20 protein-coding genes and 1 tRNA gene are annotated in these 18,420 nt (G+C 72.9%); 11 read left to right on the top strand and 10 right to left on the bottom strand.

Translation table 11 applies throughout. The annotated features are described in order from the left end of the window. Positions 1 to 92: 92 nt before the first annotated feature. Positions 93 to 617: a DUF6789 family protein gene (locus tag HS048_RS05710; RefSeq protein WP_196466366.1), complete on the top strand. Its 525-nt coding sequence runs from the start codon at positions 93 to 95 to the stop codon at positions 615 to 617. A gap of 51 nt (positions 618 to 668) precedes the next feature. Continuing rightward, a complete protein-coding gene (locus tag HS048_RS05715; protein ID WP_196466367.1) occupies positions 669 to 2,123 on the top strand; it encodes an MBL fold metallo-hydrolase in 1,455 nt (484 codons plus the stop codon). A gap of 105 nt (positions 2,124 to 2,228) precedes the next feature. Here HS048_RS05715 and HS048_RS05720 read toward each other — a convergent pair. Both HS048_RS05720 and HS048_RS05725 read right to left on the bottom strand, forming a co-directional pair. Continuing rightward, positions 2,229 to 2,302 (bottom strand) — tRNA-Pro (locus HS048_RS05720). Positions 2,303 to 2,334: 32 nt separating this feature from the next. Beyond that, positions 2,335 to 3,258: a metallophosphoesterase gene (locus tag HS048_RS05725; protein ID WP_068898045.1), complete on the bottom strand. Its 924-nt coding sequence runs from the start codon at positions 3,256 to 3,258 to the stop codon at positions 2,335 to 2,337. A 92-nt stretch (positions 3,259 to 3,350) separates the two neighbouring features. Between HS048_RS05725 and HS048_RS05730 the strand changes: the two genes are divergently transcribed. Beyond that, complete coding sequence (locus HS048_RS05730; protein WP_068898353.1) at positions 3,351 to 3,806, top strand: GatB/YqeY domain-containing protein; 456 nt, start codon at positions 3,351 to 3,353, stop codon at positions 3,804 to 3,806. Positions 3,807 to 3,915: 109 nt separating this feature from the next. On the opposite strand, the gene HS048_RS05735 is transcribed toward HS048_RS05730, so the two are convergent. After that, positions 3,916 to 6,108, bottom strand: coding sequence for a transglycosylase domain-containing protein (locus HS048_RS05735; protein ID WP_307832375.1), 2,193 nt, complete (start codon positions 6,106 to 6,108; stop codon positions 3,916 to 3,918). 299 nt (positions 6,109 to 6,407) lie between these two features. Here HS048_RS05735 and HS048_RS05740 point away from each other — a divergent pair, with 299 nt between their 5' ends. Beyond that, entirely contained in the window at positions 6,408 to 6,704 is a 297-nt protein-coding gene (locus HS048_RS05740) for a WhiB family transcriptional regulator (RefSeq protein WP_068898049.1), read from the top strand. A gap of 81 nt (positions 6,705 to 6,785) precedes the next feature. Here HS048_RS05740 and HS048_RS05745 read toward each other — a convergent pair whose 3' ends face one another. Both HS048_RS05745 and HS048_RS05750 read right to left on the bottom strand, forming a co-directional pair. Next, positions 6,786 to 7,949: an ArsA family ATPase gene (locus HS048_RS05745; protein WP_068898051.1), complete on the bottom strand. Its 1,164-nt coding sequence runs from the start codon at positions 7,947 to 7,949 to the stop codon at positions 6,786 to 6,788. Then, complete coding sequence (locus HS048_RS05750; RefSeq protein ID WP_068898054.1) at positions 7,946 to 8,947, bottom strand: ArsA-related P-loop ATPase; 1,002 nt, start codon at positions 8,945 to 8,947, stop codon at positions 7,946 to 7,948. The genes HS048_RS05745 and HS048_RS05750 overlap by 4 nt, the downstream gene beginning before the upstream one ends. 141 nt (positions 8,948 to 9,088) lie before the next feature. On the opposite strand from HS048_RS05750, the gene HS048_RS05755 reads away from it, so the two are divergent. The 4 genes from HS048_RS05755 (at position 9,089) to HS048_RS05770 (ending at position 11,620) form a co-directional block, all read left to right on the top strand. Next, positions 9,089 to 9,244, top strand: coding sequence for a DUF4177 domain-containing protein (locus HS048_RS05755; RefSeq protein ID WP_141703503.1), 156 nt, complete (start codon positions 9,089 to 9,091; stop codon positions 9,242 to 9,244). 5 nt (positions 9,245 to 9,249) lie between these two features. Then, positions 9,250 to 9,708: a RidA family protein gene (locus HS048_RS05760; protein WP_196466368.1), complete on the top strand. Its 459-nt coding sequence runs from the start codon at positions 9,250 to 9,252 to the stop codon at positions 9,706 to 9,708. Between the two features lie 186 nt (positions 9,709 to 9,894). Further along, positions 9,895 to 10,722: an NUDIX hydrolase gene (locus HS048_RS05765; protein WP_196466369.1), complete on the top strand. Its 828-nt coding sequence runs from the start codon at positions 9,895 to 9,897 to the stop codon at positions 10,720 to 10,722. 106 nt (positions 10,723 to 10,828) lie between these two features. Then, on the top strand, positions 10,829 to 11,620 hold the full coding sequence (locus tag HS048_RS05770; RefSeq protein WP_196466370.1) for an MBL fold metallo-hydrolase: 792 nt from the start codon (positions 10,829 to 10,831) through the stop codon (positions 11,618 to 11,620). Positions 11,621 to 11,712: 92 nt separating this feature from the next. On the opposite strand, the gene HS048_RS05775 is transcribed toward HS048_RS05770, so the two are convergent. Then, positions 11,713 to 12,393 (bottom strand): Crp/Fnr family transcriptional regulator, encoded by a 681-nt coding sequence (locus HS048_RS05775; RefSeq protein ID WP_068898060.1) that lies wholly within the window; start codon positions 12,391 to 12,393, stop codon positions 11,713 to 11,715. A 244-nt stretch (positions 12,394 to 12,637) separates the two neighbouring features. On the opposite strand from HS048_RS05775, the gene nth reads away from it, so the two are divergent. Continuing rightward, entirely contained in the window at positions 12,638 to 13,357 is a 720-nt protein-coding gene (gene nth, locus HS048_RS05780) for an endonuclease III (protein ID WP_068898062.1), read from the top strand. An 88-nt stretch (positions 13,358 to 13,445) separates the two neighbouring features. After that, the gene (locus HS048_RS05785) at positions 13,446 to 14,090 is read left to right on the top strand and encodes a CoA pyrophosphatase (RefSeq protein ID WP_068898357.1); all 645 of its coding nucleotides are present in this window, start codon (positions 13,446 to 13,448) and stop codon (positions 14,088 to 14,090) included. Between the two features lie 160 nt (positions 14,091 to 14,250). On the opposite strand, the gene HS048_RS05790 is transcribed toward HS048_RS05785, so the two are convergent. Beyond that, positions 14,251 to 14,769, bottom strand: coding sequence for a HEAT repeat domain-containing protein (locus HS048_RS05790; protein WP_068898065.1), 519 nt, complete (start codon positions 14,767 to 14,769; stop codon positions 14,251 to 14,253). A 73-nt stretch (positions 14,770 to 14,842) separates the two neighbouring features. Here HS048_RS05790 and HS048_RS05795 point away from each other — a divergent pair, with 73 nt between their 5' ends. Beyond that, entirely contained in the window at positions 14,843 to 16,042 is a 1,200-nt protein-coding gene (locus tag HS048_RS05795) for a MarP family serine protease (RefSeq protein ID WP_068898067.1), read from the top strand. 135 nt (positions 16,043 to 16,177) lie between these two features. Here the strand turns inward: HS048_RS05795 and HS048_RS05800 are convergent, their stop codons facing one another. The 3 genes from HS048_RS05800 to HS048_RS05810 are packed head-to-tail and all read right to left on the bottom strand — an operon-like array spanning position 16,178 to position 18,185. Then, a complete protein-coding gene (locus HS048_RS05800; RefSeq protein ID WP_307832376.1) occupies positions 16,178 to 16,774 on the bottom strand; it encodes a DUF309 domain-containing protein in 597 nt (198 codons plus the stop codon). Then, positions 16,771 to 17,694 (bottom strand): alpha/beta fold hydrolase, encoded by a 924-nt coding sequence (locus HS048_RS05805; protein ID WP_068898069.1) that lies wholly within the window; start codon positions 17,692 to 17,694, stop codon positions 16,771 to 16,773. The genes HS048_RS05800 and HS048_RS05805 overlap by 4 nt, the downstream gene beginning before the upstream one ends. Then, positions 17,691 to 18,185, bottom strand: coding sequence for a phage holin family protein (locus HS048_RS05810; protein ID WP_068898071.1), 495 nt, complete (start codon positions 18,183 to 18,185; stop codon positions 17,691 to 17,693). Before HS048_RS05810 ends, HS048_RS05805 begins: the two co-directional genes overlap by 4 nt. Positions 18,186 to 18,420 lie beyond the last annotated feature (235 nt).

Consider the following 18,420-nt stretch of genomic DNA (forward strand, 5'->3'; position numbering starts at 1 on the left):
CGAGACGGCATCGGTCATCGGACGGAGCCGCCGGGCCCGGGGCGGCGCGCGTGCGCCGGTTTCCCCCGCCGGGACGGGGGCATTCGCCCGTCATGATGCGCAACCTGGTCAGAGGAGCCGCAGGAGGAGTGCTCGCCACCGCGGTGATGAGCGTGGTGATGGTCGCCGGGGAGAAGGCCGGGCTGATGGGCGACCAGCCGCCCAAGCGCATCGTCCGCGCCGCCCTGCCCGGGCACCGGCACCGGCCCAAGCCCGGCGAGGGGGTCCTGGGCGCGATCGCCCACTTCGGGTTCGGCGCAGGCGCGGGGGCGGTGTACGGCCTGCTCTCCCGCGGGCGGCGGATCGCTCCGCCGCTGGGCGTCGTCTACGCCCTGGGGATCTGGGTCGGCAGCTACGCGGGCTGGGTGCCCCGCCTGGGGATCCTGCCCTCGATCCCGCGCGACCGGCCGGGGCGCCCCCTGGTGATGGGCACGGCCCATGCGGTGTACGGCGCGGCACTCGCTCTCGCGCTGAACCGGATGAACGGCGGGGACCGTGCCGGGGGCGGGGACGACGGGCCCGGAACGGCCCCGCAGGCCGCCGTTTCCGCAGGTCCTCCCGGCCTTTCCCGGGTATGAACCCGTAGGGCCCCGTCCGGGGCCGTGCGCCGACCGAGCGGAGGCGGGGAAATGGAGATCGTGTCGTTCCGCACCCCGGGCCTGGGCGACCAGAGCCACCTGCTGGTCCACGAGGGCGTGGGAGTGCTGGTCGACCCCCAGCGCGACGTCGACCGGTTCCTGCGGGTCGTCGCCGAGCGGGACGTGGAACTGCGGTTCGTGCTGGAGACCCACCTGCACAACGACTACGTCTCGGGCGCAGAGCAGGCCGCCCTGCGCACCGGGGCCGAACTGGTGCTGCCCGCCGCCGCCGCGGCCGCCTACCGGTACACCCCCGCCTTCCACCTGGAGGACCTCACCGGCGGGCGGGGCCTGCTGGTCCGCCCGATCCACACTCCGGGCCACACCCCCGAGCACACCAGCTACCTGGTGCTGGCCGACGGCGAGTCGGCGGCGCTCTTCTCCGGCGGCAGTCTGCTGGTGGCCTCGGCCGGCCGCCCCGACCTGCTGGGCCCCGAGCGGGCCCGCACCCTGGCCCGCCTGCAGTACGGTTCGCTGCGCCGGCTGGCGGCCCTGCCCCCGCGGACCGGCCTGTTCCCCACCCACGGCGAGGGCTCGTTCTGCACGTCCTCCGGTGCGGGTCGGCACACCTCCACCATCGGGGCGGAGCTCACCGGCAACCCGCTGCTGGCCCTCGCCACCGGCGGCACGGCCTCCACGGCGCCCGGGGCCTCCACGGGCGCCGCGGAGTCCGGAGTCTCCACGGGCGCCGCGGAGTCCGGAGTCTCCACGGGCGCCGCCGACACCGCCGACGCCGCGGAGGCCTTCGCCGACGCGCTGCTCGCCGAGCCGATGCCGATCCCGGCGTTCTACCGGCACATGGGCAGAGCCAACACCCTCGGCGTGCCGCCGATGCCTCTGCCGAGGGTTCCCGAGCTCACCGCCACCGCCGTGCCCGCGGAGGCGCGGGTGGTCGACGTCCGCCCGCGGAGGGCGCAGGCCCAGGGGGCCCTTCCCGGATCCGTCGGGATCGAGCCGGGCGACGACTTCGGCAGCTGGGCCGGGTGGCTGTTGCCGTACCGGACGCCGATCGTGCTGGTCGCGGAGCGGGACCAGGACGTCACCGAGGAGGTCGTCCAGCTCGCGCGGATCGGGATGGACGAGGTCCGCGGCGTCGTCCGCGACCTCGGCCCGGCGGCCACGCAGACCTTCACGCTCGTGGACCTGCCCGCCTTCCTCCGGCATCTCGCCCTGCCCGGCGCGCAGGTGCTCGACGTGCGGATGCCCGCCGAGCGGAAGGCGGCGCGGCTGGACGGCGCGGTGGAACGCTTCCTGCCGGACCTGGTGACCGAGGGCGTCCCGGCGGCCCTCGACCGGGACCGTCCCGTGCTGGTCGCCTGCGGTTCGGGCCGCCGGGCCTCCATCGCCGCGACCCTGCTGGCCGGGGAGGGCCACCGGCCCGTCGTGCTGACCGGCGCCGGGATTCCCGACGTGATCGCCGCCCATGCCGCGCACCGCGCCGCCTGACGGTCCGCGGAGGGAGGCACCGTGGAAAACACCGCGGGAAACGACCGAGGGCCCGGTCGCCGTCTCCGGCGGCCGGGCCCTCGGCCTCGGGAAATCACTGCAACGTCGGGGTGACAGGATTTGAACCTGCGACCTCTTCGTCCCGAACGAAGCGCGCTACCAAGCTGCGCTACACCCCGGTGCACGCCGTCTTGCTCGTGCTTGGGAAAGTCTAGCGGACTTCGTGGATGCTTGTGCCACCCCGGCGGCGCGGCACGAGCGTGAGGAGCGATGCCTCCGGGAAGCAGGCGAAGCGGACCGGGGAGTACGGGCTGGTGCCGAGGCCCGCGGAGACGTGGAGGTAGGCGGCGTCGTGGCGGCTCAGGCCCTTGACGCGGGCCCGGTCGATGCCGCAGTTGGTGACGAGCGCGCCGTAGAACGGGACGCAGAGCTGGCCGCCGTGGGTGTGCCCGGCCAGCAGGAGCTGGTAGCCGTCGGCGGCGAAGCGGGTCATGTTGCGGGGCTCGGGAGAGTGCATCACGCCCAGGCGGAGATCGGCGTCCGCGGGGGCGGGACCGGCGATCCGGTCGTAGCGGTCGTGGTCGATGTGGGAGTCGTGGATGCCGCCCACGGCCACGTCGAGGTCGGCGACCTTGATCCGGGCGGTGGTGTTGTTCATGTCGAGCCAGCCCTCGGCCGCCATCCCGGCGCCGAGCTCCTCCCAGGGCAGGTCGGGCGTGTTGCGGCGGTTGTCGCCCTTGGAGGTCCGCCACAGGTAGCGCGCGGGGTTCTTGGGGCGCGGGGAGTAGAGGTCGTTGGAGCCGTACACGAACAGGCCGGGGCGCCGCAGCAGGGGTTCCAGGGCGTGCAGCAGGGCGGGGACCGCCTCGGGGTGGGCGATCGAGTCGCCGGTGTTCACCACCAGATCGGGCCGGAGGTCGCCCAGGGAGCGGACCCACTCGATGAGCAGCCGGCGGCCGGGGGTGAGGTGCAGGTCGGAGAGGTGGAGGACGCGCACCGGACGCCGTCCGGGCTCCAGCACCGGCACGTCGAAACGCCGCAGCCGGAACGCGTTGCGCTCGATGACCGAGGCGTAGGCCAGACCGGCCAGGCCGGCGCCGAGCAGGGACAGGGGCACTGCGGCTGCTTTCCTCACCCCTCCATCATGCCCGAGCCGGGCCGCCGATCCGGCCCGCCGGACGGAAACCCGGAATACAACCGGGCTGGTGAGGCGGCAAGATGGACCGCATGAGCGCATTGAAGGACAAGCTGAAGGCCGATCTGACGGCCTCGATGAAGAGCAGGGACGAGATCCGCACCCGGACGATCCGGATGGCCCTGGCGGCCGTGAACGTCGAGGAGGTCTCGGGCAAGACCTCCCGCGAGCTGACCGACGACGAGATCGTCAAGGTGCTGACGAAGGAGGCCAAGAAGCGCCGCGAGGCGGCCGAGGCCTTCGGCGGGGCCGGCCGCACCGAGCAGGCGAAGGCCGAGATGGACGAGCAGGCCATCCTGGAGGAGTACCTCCCGGCCCAGCTCTCCGACTCCGAGCTCGCCGCGCTCGTGGAGGAGGCCGTGGCGGAGAGCGGAGCGGCCGGGCCGCAGGCGATGGGGCAGGTCATGAAGGTTCTCAACCCCAAGGTCGCCGGGCGCGCCGAGGGCGGCCGGGTGGCCCAGGCCGTACGGGCCCGCCTGGCGGGCTGAGCGCCCCGGAGGCGCCTTCGGGCCGCGACGTGAAGAGAGAGCCCTCCCCGGCCGTTCACCGGCCTCGAGGAGGGCTCTCTTCCCGTCTTCGCGGCACCGCCGCGGACGGTCAGGGAATGATCGGGGCGCCGCCGTTCACGCCGCCCCAGTCCGCCGGGGACTCCACGTCGTTGCCGCCGTCGCCGTCGCCGCCACGGCCGCCGCCGTCACCGTCGACCTTGGCGGGCTTCTTGGGCGGTGGGGCGCACCGGCCGGCCGAGCAGCCGCCGAAGCGCTCCATGTTCACCGGGGTGAACGGCGTCGCCTCCACGCCCTTCAACGCGCCGATCATCGACTGCTTCCAGATCGGTCCGGCGATCGAGGCGCCGTACACGTAGGAGTAGTAGCGCCCGCCGATGGTCACGCCGACCAGGTCGTGCTGGAAGGCGCCGCGCGGGTCGCCGATGCTGACCGCGGAGGCCAGGTCGGGGGTGAAGCCGGCGAACCAGGCCGCGGTGTAGGCGTCGGTGGTGCCGGTCTTGCCCGCCGCGGGGCGGCCGATGCCGCCGACGCCGCTCATCGTGCCCTTGGTGAACACCCCGGACATGATGTGCGAGGCCGCGTCGGCGACCTCCTCGTCCAGGACCTGCTTGCACTTCGGCTTGTAGGAGGTGGCCTTGTTGTTCCGGTCGCGGATCTCGGTGATGGCCATCGGCTTGCAGTAGGCCCCGCGGGCGCCGATCGTCGCGTAGGCGGCGGAGACCGTCACCGGGTCCATCTCGTTGATGCCGAGCGTGAAGGTCTCGAACTCCTTCAGCGGCTGCCCGTCGGCGCGCTTGATGCCGAGCTTCTGGGCCGTCTTGACGGTCTCGCAGAGCCCGACGACCTCCTCCAGCTTCATGAAGAAGGTGTTCACCGAGCCGAGGGTGCCGGTGGTCAGCGTCTTGAAGCCGCCGCCGCCCTCGCTGGAGTTGTGGACCGGATGCGAGGGCTCGCCGACCCGGTTGCCCTTGCAGTCGCGGAAGGCGCTGCTGCTCGGCGCGTGGTAGGTGGAACCGGTGCTGAAGCCGTCGTTCAGCTTCATGCCCTTCTCCAGGGCCGCGAGCAGGGTGATGGGCTTGAAGGTGGAGCCCGCCTGGAACCCGGCGCCGCCGCCGTGCAGCACGTCGGCGGCGAGGTTGTAGCTGATCTCGTTCTTCTTCTTGTTCTGGCCGAACTTGCGGCTGGCGGCCATCGCCTTGATGGCGCCGGTGCCCGGCACGACCATGGCCTGCGAGGCGACCGGCTTGTCGGTGGTCTTGACGTAGGCCTTGATGGCCTTCTCGGAGGCCTTCTGCGCCTGCGTGTCGAGCGTCGTCTTGATCGTCAGGCCGCCGCGCTGGAGGAACTTCTCACGCGCCTCGGCGGTCTTGCCGAAGTCCTCGTTGTTGAGGATCTCGTGCTGGACGTAGAGGCAGAAGTAGGGATAGGGGCTCTCGTCGCAGCCGCCGGGGACCGGGACGTCCTTGTAGCCGAGCTTCTTGGCCTTGGCCTCCTCGGCCTCCACCTTGGTGATCTTGCCGAGTTCGGCCATCCGGTTCAGCACCGTGTTGCGCCGCTCCAGCAGCCGGGCGCGGGCGGCCTTGCCGGTGTTGGGGTCGGTCACGCTGGGGTTCTGCACGGCCCCGGCCAGCGTGGCGGCCTCCCACAGGGTCAGCTTGGAGGCCGGCTTGCCGAAGAACCGCTTGGAGGCGGCCTGGATGCCGTGCGCGCCCGCGCCGAAGTAGGAGATGTTGAGGTAGCGCTCGAGGATCTCCGACTTGGTGTACTTCTCCTCGATGGCCAGCGCGTAGCGCAGCTCGTTGAGCTTGCGTTCGAGGGTGGGCGCCTGGGCGGCGGCCTGCTCCTCCTTGGTCTCGGCGCTGTTGACCAGGACGAGCTTGACGTACTGCTGGGTGATCGACGAGCCGCCCTGCACGACGCCGCCGCCGGTGAAGTTCTTCACCGCGGCGCGGGCCGTGCCCTCCAGGTCGAGCGCCCCGTGCTCGTAGAACCGGTAGTCCTCGATCGCGACGATCGCGGTCTTCATGACGTCGGCGATCTGGTCGAGTCTCACCGACTCGCGGTTCTCGTAGTAGAACTGGGCGAACTGCTTGCCGTCGGCGTCCAGCAGGACGGTCCGCTCGGGCAGCGGGGGCTCCTTGAGCTCCTCCGGCTGCAGGTGCAGCTCCTGGATGGCGGACTTCACCGTCACGCCCGCACCACCCATCGCCGGAAGCGCGATGGCAGCGACCAACACCCCCGCGGCGGCGCCCGCGGTGACGAGCCGCAGGATGTTCCCCACTGCCGACTTCTGATCTTTGCCTTGAGCTTGCACGAGAACAAGAGTACGTCGGGTGGACGGCTCGAACGGTAACGGAACACCGTTCGCGCTTGGCGTTCCCTTGAATCAAGGACAGGTAACTAGTCATTCCCGGCCACATGGCCGCCCATGACCATGCAAGAAATTGGTCCCGCCGGGGTCTGTCCGCCCGAACGTCTGATTGCGTACGTTCTCTTTCTGCGGCAACTGAATACGGAAGCCCGACGACCGCGCCCGTCGGCTCCAAGTCACGACTGACCACCTAAGGGGAGTGGGGTCGAATGTGGATCACGGATTGGACGTCCAGCGCGGCCTGCAAGGGTGCGGATCCTGACGCGCTGTTCGTCCAGGGCGCTGCCCAGAACCGAGCGAAGCTCATCTGCCGAGGGTGCCCGGTCCGAACCGAGTGCCTCGCCGACGCGCTGGACAACCGCATCGAGTTCGGGGTGTGGGGCGGGATGACCGAGCGGGAACGCCGGGCGCTGCTGCGCCGGCGACCCGATGTCGACTCCTGGCGGGACCTGCTGGAACTGGCCAAGGAAGAGTACGAGCGGACGAACGAGCTGATCGCCGGCTGAGCCCGCGAGCCGCCCCGGCATGATTCCGACCCCGTACGGCCGGCGCCGCCCGCCGGCCGTACCCATGTCGTCCGAGCCGGGTCAGGCCGCCGGGCGCCACCGCCCGGCCAGGAGCTCTCCCACCTCGCGCAGACCCTCCAGGTCGTGCACGTCCGTGGGCATCGCGGCGACCTGGACGATCGGCACCGTGGGGTGGGCGGAGACGAAGTGCTCCTGCTCGCGGTGCTCCCGGGCGGCCAGCTGCATGCGATCGGCGTGCAACCGCAGCACCGCGGAGGTCAGCTCGTGCTCACCCCGCGCCTCCAGGTCCTCGGCCGCCGCGCTGCTGCGGGCCGCCGACAGCCCGGAGACGGGCGAGCGGTGGACCCGGTTGACCACGAGCCCGGCCAGCGGCATGCGCTCCTCGGCCAGCCGCTCCACGAAGTACGAGGCCTCGCGCATCGCGTCCCGCTCGGGGGCCGCGACGACCACGAACGCGGTCCCGGGGGCCTGCAGCAGCCGGTAGGTCTGGTCGGCGCGCGCCCGGAACCCGCCGAAGACGGCGTCCAGGGCGGACACGAACGTCTGCAGGTCCTTGAGCACCTGGGCGCCCAGCAGCTTGGTCAGGGTCCCGGCGACGAACCCGAAGCCGGCGTTGAACAGCTTGAAGGCGCTGCGCCCGCCCACCTTCGCCGGGGCGGTCAGCAGGCGGATGAGCCGCCCGTCGAGGAAGCGGCCGAGCCGTTCCGGCGCGTCCAGGAAGTCCAGGGCGGACCGGGAGGGCGGGGTGTCCACGATGATCAGGTCCCAGTCGCCCGACCGGCGGAGCTGGCCGAGCTTCTCCATCGCCATGTACTCCTGGGTGCCGGAGAAGCTGGACGACAGGGACTGGTAGAAGGGGTTCGTCAGGATCTGCCGGGCCCGCTCCGGATCGGCGTGCGCCTCGATGATCTCGTCGAAGGTCCGCTTCATGTCGAGCATCATGGCGTGCAGCTCGCCCTCGCCCGTCACGCCCGCGACGGGTCGGGGCGTGTTGTCGAGCTCGGTCAGGCCCATCGACTGGGCCAGCCGCCGCGCCGGGTCCACGGTGAGGACCACGGCGCTGCGCCCGCGCTCGGCGGCGCGCAGCCCCAGGGCGGCCGCGGTGGTGGTCTTGCCCACGCCCCCGGAGCCGCAGCAGACGATGATCCGGGTGTTGCGGTCGTCGATGATCGCGTCGAGGTCGAGCAGGGGGGCGGTGCGGTGCCCTCCGGTCCGCTCGTTCATGCTGCTCCCTGGGTGCGGATCGATTCGGCCAGCTCGTACAGCCCGGCGAGGTCCACGCCGTCCGGCAGCAGCGGCAGCTCGTAGCGGGGCCGCCCGGCGGCGTCGAGCGAGGCCCGCTCCTGGCGTTCCAGCTCGGTGCGGCGGGCGTGCTCGACGATCTCCTCGGTGAGGGCCGAGGCCACGGCGGCGGCGTCGGCCCCGTCGGCCAGCCCGGCCGCCTTGAGGCCCAGCGCCAGCTCGTCCGGGTCGAAGCGGCCGGCCGCGGCCGCCTCGACGGCCTCCGCGGGCAGCAGCGAGGTCCTGACCATGTTGGTGAAGACGCCGCCGGGCGGCAGGCCCGCCGCCCGCAGCTCGGCCAGCCCGTCGAGGGTCTCCTGGACGGGCATCTCCTCCAGGAGGGTGACGAAGTGCACCGCGGTCTCGGGTGAGGCGACGACGCCGTTCACCAGGTCGGCGTGGTTCTTGATCGGGCCCATCCTGGCCAGTCCCGCGACCTCGTTGGTGACGTTCAGGAAGCGGACGATCCGGCCGGTCGGCGGGGCGTCCAGCACCACCGCGTCGTAGACCCGCCGGCCCTCCTTGCTCCTGCGCCGGACCGCCTCGGTCGTCTTGCCGGTGACGAGGACGTCGCGGAAGCCGGGGGCGATGGTGGTGGCGAAGTCGACGATGCCCAGCTTGCTCAGCGCCCGGCCCGCCCGGCGCATGCCGTAGAACATCTCGAGGTAGTCGAGCATGGCCTCTTCGGGATCGACGGCCAGCGCGTGGACGTCGCCGCCCCCCGGCGCGACGGCGATCTTCCGTTCCTCGTACGGCAGCGGCGGCAGGTCGAAGATCTGCGCGATCCCCTGGCGCCCCTCGACCTCGACCAGCAGGACCTTCCGTCCGCCCGCGGCGAGCGCGAGGGCGAGCGCGGCGGCGACCGTGGTCTTCCCGGTGCCGCCCTTGCCGGTGACGACGTGAAGCCGTACCCCATCCCAGTCGGTGTCGCGCGCTTTCACAGTTCGAAGGCTACCCAACGGTTGCTTGGCGACTCGCTCGGGCCGTTGTTTGGGACGCGATTCACACCCTCGCGCGGCGGCCGGGCCGTGCGGGCCGCGCCGGGGCGTCCGGCGGGGGGAGGTCTCGCTAGTGTGTCTCGCATGACGAAGTGGGAGTACTCGACTGTGCCTCTGCTGGTCCACGCGACCAAGCAGATTCTCGACAACTGGGGCCAGGACGGCTGGGAGCTCGTCCAGGTCGTGCCGGGGCCGAACCCCGAGCAGCTGGTGGCCTACCTCAAGCGCCCGAAGGAGTAGGCGCGGTGTCCCCTGAGGAGAAGCTGGCCGAACTCGGCCTGGAGCTGCCCGAGGTCGTGCCCCCGCTGGCGGCCTACGTCCCGGCCGTCAGGTCGGGCGACCACGTCTACACCTCGGGCCAGGTCCCGATGGTGGACGGCAAGCTGGCGGCGACCGGCAAGGTCGGCGCCGAGGTGAGCGCGGAGGAGGGCCGGGAGATGGCCCGGATCTGCGCGCTCAACGCCCTGGCGGCGGTCGCGTCGGCGGTCGGCGGCCTGTCGAACGTGGTGCGGATCGTGAAGGTCGTCGGGTTCGTGGCCAGCGCCCCGGACTTCACCGGCCAGCCGCAGGTGGTCAACGGCGCCAGCGAGCTGCTCGGCGAGGTCTTCGGCGAGGCCGGGGTGCACGCCCGCAGCGCGGTCGGCGTCACGGTCCTCCCGCTGGACGCGCCGGTCGAGGTCGAACTGATCGCCGAGGTCCGCTGACGATCGCGCGGGACGGAGGTCCGCCGGTACTCACCCGGGAGGCCGGCGCTCACCCGGGAGACCGGTGATCGTGCACGAGGCCGGTGATCGCCCAGGAGGCCGGTGATTGCCCGGGAGCGGGCCGTACCACATGATGAACCCGAAAACCGAGCAATGTTCGGGCGGATTCGGGTGAAAGGTTCAGGCATGGGTGGGATTCCGCTTCCCGGGGAGCTGGGCGAGCGCGCGCGCGACATCCTGGCCGGGCGGGCCGAGCCCGTCCCGGCCCGGGACGCGGCCACCGTGGTCCTCCTCCGCGAGGGCCCCGAGGTCTACCTGCTCCGGCGGAAGGCGAGCATGGCCTTCGCCGCCGGGGCCTACGTCTTCCCCGGCGGTTCGGTGGACCCGCGCGACGCCGACCAGGCGGTCGCCTGGTCCGGGCCCTCGCCCGCCGCGTGGGGCGAGGTCTTCCGCGCGGACGAGGGGACCGCGCGGGGCCTCGTCTGCGCCGCGGTCCGGGAGACCTTCGAGGAGTCGGGCGTGCTGCTGGCCGGCTCGTCGCCGACCTCCGTCGTGGACGACACCACCGGGGACGACTGGGAGGCCGACCGGCTCGCGCTGATCGACCGGACCCTGTCCTTCGCCGACTTCCTCGGCAGGCGCGGCCTGGTCCTCCGGTCCGACCTGCTCCGCCCCTGGGCGCACTGGATCACGCCGGAGGTCGAGAGCAGGCGTTACGACACCCGCTTCTTCGTCGCCGCGCTCCCGCCCGGCCAGCGCACCCGCGACGTCGGCGGCGAGGCCGACCAGGTCGCCTGGGTACGGCCCGGCGACGCGATCGGGCAGGGGGCGAGGGGGGAGATCTTCCTGATGCCGCCCACCCACCGCACGCTGAGCGAGCTGACCGCCTACGAGAAGGTCGCCGACGTGCTCGCGGCCGAGCGGGAGATCGTCACCTTCATGCCGCGGATCGCTGAGGTGGACGGCGAGATGCAGATCGTGCTCGACGACGGCTACCGGTTCGGTGCGGCGTGAGCGGGCGGGACGAGCGGCGTGAGCGGGCGGGTCGCGTGAGCGGGCGGGCCGGAGGGCGCGGGGCGTGCGCGCATGCGGGTTCCGGGTCGCCGGGCGGGGAGACCGCATGAGCGGTCTGCGGATACCGCTGGAGGGGCCCGACGGGGCGGGCACGGAGCACGCGCTCAACCTGCTGGCCCCCAACCCGTCCCCCATGACCCTGGACGGGACCAACACCTGGGTGGTCGGCCTGGGGGAGGAGGTGCTGGTCGTCGATCCGGGGCCGGACGACGAGGCGCATCTCGCCCGGGTGGCGGCGCACCTGCGGGACCGCAGGGTGACCGCGATCCTGCTCACCCACGGGCACCACGACCACAGCGGCGGCGCGCGCGCCTTCGCCGAGCTGACAGGGGCTCCGGTGCGGGCGCTGGACCCCCGGCACCGGCTGGGCGACGAAGGGCTCGGGGACGGCGACGTGGTCGGCGTGGGCGACCTGGAGCTGCGCGTGCTGGGCACGCCCGGCCACTCCGCGGACTCGCTCTGCTTCTGGCTGCCGGCGGACCGGGCGGTGCTGACCGGGGACACCGTGCTCGGCCGGGGGACGACCGTGATCGCCCCCGACGGCGACCTGGCCGACTATCTCCGCTCCCTGGACCGGCTGCGCGCCACCGCCGAGCAGGTCGGGGCCGAGGCGCTGCTCCCCGGGCACGGTCCGGTGCTGCCGGACCCGATCGGCGCGCTGGACGGCTACATCGCGCACCGGAGGCGGCGCCTGGACCAGATCCGGGCCGCGCGGGAGGGCGGCGCGGCCACGCCCGCGGAGATCGTCGCGATCGTCTACGCGGACGTGGACCGTTCGCTCCGGCCCGCGGCCGAGATGTCGGTCCGGGCCCAGCTGGACTATCTCGGCGACGCCTAGCCGTGCCGTACGGCTAGCCGTGCCGTACGGCGGTGCCCCCACGTGCCCGGCGACGTCCCGGCGCTCGGGCGGCGCCGGGCGCGCGGCGGCGTCTAGCGTGAGCGGTTGTGCAGGCGCTCGATGTCCATGATGACCACGGCCTTGGCCTCGATGCGCAGCCAGCCGCGCTGGGCGAAGTCGGCCAGGGCCTTGTTCACGGTCTCCCGCGAGGCGCCGACCAGCTGGGCCAGCTCCTCCTGGGTGAGGTCGTGGTGGACCCGGACCCCGTCGTCGACCTTCTGGCCGAAGCGGTCGGCGAGGTCGAGCAGGGCCTTGGCGACCCGGCCGGGCACGTCCGTGAAGACCAGGTCGGCCAGGACGTCGTTGGTCCGGCGCAACCGCTGGGCCAGGGCGCGCAGCAGGTGCAGGGCGACCTCGGGGCGGCCGGTCAGCCAGGGACGCAGGTCGTCGTGGCCGAGCCCGGCCAGGCGGACGTCGGTCAGCGCGATGGCGGAGGCCGTACGGGGGCGGGGGTCGAACAGCGACAGCTCGCCGAACATCTCGCTCGGGCCGAGCACGCTGAGCAGGTTCTCCCGGCCGTCGGGAGCGGTCCTGGACAGCTTGATCTTGCCTTCGAGGACGACGTAGAGCCGGTCACCCGTCTCGTTCTCGTTGAAGAGGGTCTGGCCCTTGGACAGCTGGACCTCCGAGACGCTGGTGCGCAGGGCGGCGGCGCCCTCGCGGTCGAGCGCGGAGAACAGGGGGGCCCTGCCCAGCACGTCGTCGGTGTTCACGGTGCCTCCTTGTTGAGGTTTCACGCTTCGTCCTCGGGCCTGCCGCGCTCGCGTGACGCCGCCGGCGGACGGCCCGTCCCTCGTCCTCGTGTCCGCACGTCGTCCTCTGGCTCTGCGTTTGGCTCTGCGTTGATGTGGTGTCGTCGGCGCGGGCGCCCGTGACCGGTCCCCGGCGTCCGCAACAGCCATTGTGACTCATCACACCACTGGGCTCGGCGGGGACCCGGACGCATAAGCTGTCGGGGTGCTTCGCGAAGACCCCCCGGCGGGCGAGTCCAGGCTCGCGCTGGTCCGCCGTGCCCGGCGGACGGACCGGATCCTGGCGGAGACCTACCCCGACGCCCACTGCGAGCTCGACTTCACCGATCCGCTGGAGCTGCTGGTCGCGACGATCCTGTCCGCCCAGTGCACCGACAAGAGAGTCAACCTCGTCACCCCAACGCTTTTCGCCAAATACCGGACGGCGGAGGACTATGCCGGGGCGGACCGGGCCGAGCTGGAGGAGATCATCCGGTCCACCGGGTTCTTCCGGGCCAAGACCGCCAGCATCATGGGCATGGCCCAGGCCCTGTGCGAGCGGCACGGCGGCGAGGTCCCCGGCAGGCTGAAGGATCTGGTCGCGCTGCCCGGCGTCGGGCGCAAGACCGCCAACGTGGTGCTGGGAAACGCCTTCGGAGTCCCGGGCTTGACCGTCGACACCCACTTCCAGCGGCTCGTCCACCGGTTCGGCTGGACCGCGGAGACCGACCCGGTCAAGATCGAGCACGTCGTCGCGGAGCTCCTGCCGAAGCGCGACTGGACGATGGCCTCCCACCGGCTGATCTGGCACGGCCGCCGCATCTGCCACGCCCGCAGGCCCGCCTGCGGCGCGTGCCCGCTGACCGCCCTGTGCCCCTCGTACGGCACCGGCCCCACGGACCCTGCGCAGGCCGCGAAACTGGTGCGCCCCGGCCCCTCCTCGTAGCGGTCCCGCCGCGGGCCGGGAATGCCGGGTCCGGTGGCGGGGAAGCGCGGGCGGGGGCGACGTGTTGCAGAAGACCGGAGGTGTGGCGGTGGAAGTGCCCGAGTGGTTGGAGACGCTTGCGGAGCGGGCCGCGGAGAGGCCGGTGCCGCCGGCGCTGCGCCCGCCGAGGTCGGGAGGGCGCCCGGCCGCGGTGCTGCTGCTGTTCGGCGAGGGGCCGCTCGGGCCCGACGTGCTGCTGATCCAGCGCAGCTCGCGCGGGCGGCGGCACGCGGGGCAGCCGGCCTTCCCCGGCGGCGGCGTCGACCCGGAGGACGGCGGCCCGGTCGCCGCCGCGCTGCGCGAGGCCGAGGAGGAGACCGGCCTGGACCCGTCGGGCGTGCACGTGGTCGGGACGATGCCCGAGCTGTACATCTGGCGCAGCGACAACCGGGTGACCCCGGTGATCGGCTGGTGGCACACGCCCAGCGCCGTGCACGCGGCCTCGCCCGACGAGGTGGAGTCGGTGGAGCGGGTGCCGGTCGCCGAGCTGGTCGATCCGGCCAACCGGCTCGTCCTGAGCCACCCGAGCGGGTACGCCAGCCCGGCGTTCCGGGTGCGGGGGCTGCTGGTCTGGGGGTTCACCGCGGGCGTGCTCGACGGGGTGCTCTCCGTCTCGGGCTTCGAGCGACCGTGGGACCGCTCACGGGTCGAGGACGTGCCCCCCGAGGTCCTGGCCCTGGCCTCCCGGGGCTGAGGCGTTCCCGGGTCCGGTGGGCGGTGCCGTCCGCGCCCGCCCGTGTCCGTGCGCCGGCCGCCCGTGCGTCGGCCGTTCGTGCCTCGATCGTCCGCGCCCGCCCGTGTCCGTGCGCCGGCCGCCCGTGCCTCGATCGTCCGTGTGTCGGGCCGCGAACCGCCTAGGCGCCGCCGCCCACCAGGGTCATCCCCAGGCAGGCCCAGTCGGCCACGTCCTCGTCGGAGTCGTGGGCCAGGCGGCGCAGCGCGGCGAGCCCGGCGGGGTCGGGCGGGCTGCCGACGATGTTCGGCAGGGCGTAGGCGGCGCCGTACCGGACGCCGGCGTCGGAGTGCCCGGCCAGCTCGATCACCGAGGGCAGCGCGCGGCGGTCGCGCAGGTGGCCGAAGGCGATCAGCACCGAGTAGAGCACCATCGGGTCGTCCTCGCCGGCGGCGAGGAAGCGCAGGACCGGCAGGCTCCGGTCGGTGAAGCCCAGCCGCCCGAGGATGTCGACACCGAGCATGCGCTCGGCCGTGGTGGCTCCCCCGCACAGCCGCCGGGCCGCGGTGAAGGTCTCCAGATCGCCCCGTTCCTGCAGCTGGGCGATCGCCTGCCAGCGGATCGCACCGTCATGGTCCGGATCTCCCAGCGCCGTCTCGATCAGTGACGTGACGGACACCGGCCCCCCGATCGTTGCCATAGTGCAACGATAGCCACAACGGAGCTCGGAGAAGGGCTACGCGCGCGGGGCGGCGGCTGGATACCGTAAAGGGGTGAACGGCGATCTCCTCGACCTTGTCCTGATCGCCCTCATGGTGGCCTTCGCGGTGTCGGGATACCGGCAGGGGTTCATCATCGGGGCCATGAGCTTCGTGGGGTTCGTCGGCGGGCTGCTGCTCGGCGTCTTCATCGCCCCGCCGATCGCCGGCGCCGTGGTCGACGGCGACACCGAGCAGGCGCTGCTCGCCATCGTGATCGTCTTCCTCACGGCCATCATCGGCCAGTTCGCGTCGTCGACGATCGGTGCGGTGATCCGCAGCCACGTCACCTGGGAGCCCGCCAAGGTGGTCGACGCGGTCGGCGGCACGTTCGCCAGCGCGCTGGCGGTGCTGATCGGCACCTGGTTCATCGGCAGCCTGGTCGCCTCGTCCCAGTTCACCATGATCAGTGAGCAGGTGCACAAGTCGCTGCTGCTGGGCACCGTCGACGACGCGATGCCGCAGGCGGCCAAGGACATCCAGGACCCGATCAAGGACTTCATCGACAAGTCGGGCTTCCCCAAGGTGTTCGACGGCATCGGGGGCGGGCGCCTCGTCGAGGTGGCCCCGCCCGACCAGGGCGTGCTGAAGGGCAATCCGCGGCTGGAGCGGGCCCGCAGGAGCATCGTCAAGGTCCAGGGCGTCGCCTCGAGCTGCCGCAAGCACATCGAGGGCACCGGGTTCGTCTACGCCCAGAACAAGATCATGACCAACGCCCACGTGGTCGCCGGCGTCGACCAGGACCTGCAGATCATCGACCACCGCGGCGACTCGCGTCCGGCCAGGGTCGTGCTCTACAACCCCGACAGGGACATCGCGGTCCTGCACGTCCCCGGGCTCGACCTGCCGATCCTGCGCTTCTACGCCGGAGAGGTCGAGACGGGCGACGACGCGATCATCGCGGGCTTCCCGCACGGGCAGGGCTTCACCCCCAACGAGGCCCGCATCCGGGTGCGGCACAAGGCCAAGGGCACCGACATCTACGAGCGCAACAGCGTCGTCCGCGACGTCTACGCGATCCGCGGCCTGGTCCGCCAGGGCAACTCCGGCGGGCCGCTGCTCACCCCGGACGGCCGGGTCTACGGCGTCGTGTTCGCCGCCGCCCTCGACCAGCAGGAGACGGGCTACGTCCTGACCGCCGGCGAGGTGGCCCCGGACGCCGAGGACGGCTCCCGGCTGCTCAACCGGGTGGACACCCAGGAGTGCGACCACTGACCCCGTGCCCCGGCCCTGTGACCGGTCCGGTCCCTGTGGTCCCCGGCCCGGCGGCCGACGGTCCCTGCGGTCCCCCGCCCCTGCCTCACCGCGGAGCGGGAGCCCTCCCGGTCCTCCTGATCCCCGCCGGGTTCCTCACAGCAGGGCTCTGATCCCGGCGATCGCCTCCGCCGGGTCGGCTTCCGCCGATCCCGCCAGCTTCCGGGCGGCCCGGGCGATCTCCGGGTACGGCGGGCCGTACCCGGAGACCCGGGCGGCGCCGCGTTCGAGCAGCGCCGAGGCCCCGCGCCGGTTGCCCCGCTGGAGGTGGGTGAGGCCGACGCAGATCTGCGCCAGCCCCTGCCAGAGCTCGCGCTCGTCCGCCGGGCCGGTCTTCCAGCGGGCCTCCAGTACCTCGTGGGCGTGGAAGGGCCGGTTCTCGGCGAGCAGGCGGCGTGCCTCGGCGAGGGCTTCGGCCGCGTCCGGCGCGTAGTCGTCGGGGACGCGCTCCACGCCTTCGGCCCCGCGCGGCAGCGGGCGGCCGAACGCGTCGCGGGGCCGCTGGTTGCGCGCCCGGCCGTCCGGGTCGCGGTCGCGGGGGATCTCCGGTCCAGAACCGTCGTGGGGGGTCTCCGGTCCAGAACCGCCGTGGGGAACCGGAGGTTCGGGATCGCGGGGACCCACCGGGCCGGGGCCGGGATCGGGGCCGGGATCGGGGCCGGGGGCGTCGGGGGCGCGGTGGCGGGCGGTCACCGGTCGGGCTCCGGGTCGGCCAGCCAGTCGATCAGCTCGGTGTCGAACTCGCCGGGCCGCTCCTCGTGCGGGAAGTGCCCGGCTCCCTCCACCAGGCGCCACCGGTAGGGGGCGACCACGTGGCGGCCGGAGCCCTGGGCGGTGCGCGGCAGCATCCGCCGGTCGAGCGCGCCGTGCAGCTGCAGCGTGGGCGTCTCGATCCCGGTCCGCATGCTCCTGGCGTACCGCAGCCCGTCCGGGCGGAGCTGGGAGCGGGCGAACCAGCGGTGGTACTCCAGCGCGCAGTGGGCGACGTTGAGGATGCCGAAGGCCTCCCGGTAGGTCCGGGTCGCCTCCTCCTCCGGCCAGGCGGGTCCCGACCACTCGTCCAGCAGCCTGCCCACCAGGGCCGCGCCGCGGGCGGTCAGCCGCCGCTCGGGCAGGAACGGCAGCTGGAAGCCGAACGCGTGGGCGCTCGCCCGCAACTGGCCGAAGGGGTCGGAGCGCAGCGCGGAGCGGAGCCGCAGCGGGTGCGGCGCCGAGACCGCCACCAGCCGCCGGACCGTCTTCGGGTCGAGCGCGGCCATCGTCCAGGCGACCAGGCCGCCCCAGTCGTGGCCGACGACGATCGCACCGGTCTCGCCCAGCGCGCGGATCAGGCCGGTCGCGTCGGCGGCCAGGGCCGGCAGGTCGTAGCCGCGCGGCGGCTTGTCGCTGGCGCCGTAGCCGCGCAGGTCCACCGCGACGGCGCGGTAGCCCGCCGCGGGCAGGGAGACGAGCTGGTGGCGCCAGCTCCACCAGAACTGGGGGAACCCGTGCAGCAGCAGCACCAGGGGGCCCTCACCGGCCTCCACGATGTGGAAGCGGGTGCCGCGGGCGTGCACGGAGCGATGGGTCCAGGGGCCCTCGATGAGGACCGCGGACTCGTCTGGTCGGCTCACTGGTCCGGTTTCACCGACTCTCGTGGAACGCCGGGCTTCCCGGCGGAGGGGGAGGGGGCGGAAGAGGGGACGGGGGCGACGGAGGAGCCGGAGAGCTCGCTCTCGCCGCTCTTGATGGTCTTGAGCGAACGGAGTGTCCGCTTCATCCCGGTCAGGCCCTTGAGCCGCCGGACACCGACGAAGACCAGCAGGCCCGCCACGATCAGGTAGAAGAGGGTGACGGTCGCGAAGGCCCAGCCTTCCGCCCAGTCGAACACGCCCACCAGGGCGTAGGCGATGGCGAAGGAGGCGAGGATCAGGCACAGGTGGGCCATGAACGCCGCGGCGGCGAACAGTCCCGCCGCCAGGCCGACGCGCTTGGCGTCGAACCTCAGCTCGGCCTTGGCCAGTTCGATCTCGGCTCGGACCAGGGTGGAGATGTGGCTGCTGGCCGCGGCGACCAGCGAGCCCAGGGACTCCTCCTGCGGCTCCGCGGCCGGATTGTGCGTCATGAACGATCTCCTATCGAGCGCCGATGCCAACATCATCCTGCGCGTTGGGGTGTGCGCGCACGCGCGACTCGGGCAGAGCCGCCGTCGGCGGCACGGCGGTGCGATCCGTCGCGGGCACGTCCGCGGTCACCGTGTTCGACCTCTCCGGATCATCGCCGAAGGCGGGGCCTGCGATGGGCAGCGACACGGTGAAGCCGATCCCGGTCGGTGCCGGCGCCGCGGCCCCGTCCCGCCG

This window comes from Planomonospora sp. ID91781 (assembly GCF_015711595.1).
Taxonomy (GTDB): domain Bacteria; phylum Actinomycetota; class Actinomycetes; order Streptosporangiales; family Streptosporangiaceae; genus Planomonospora; species Planomonospora parontospora.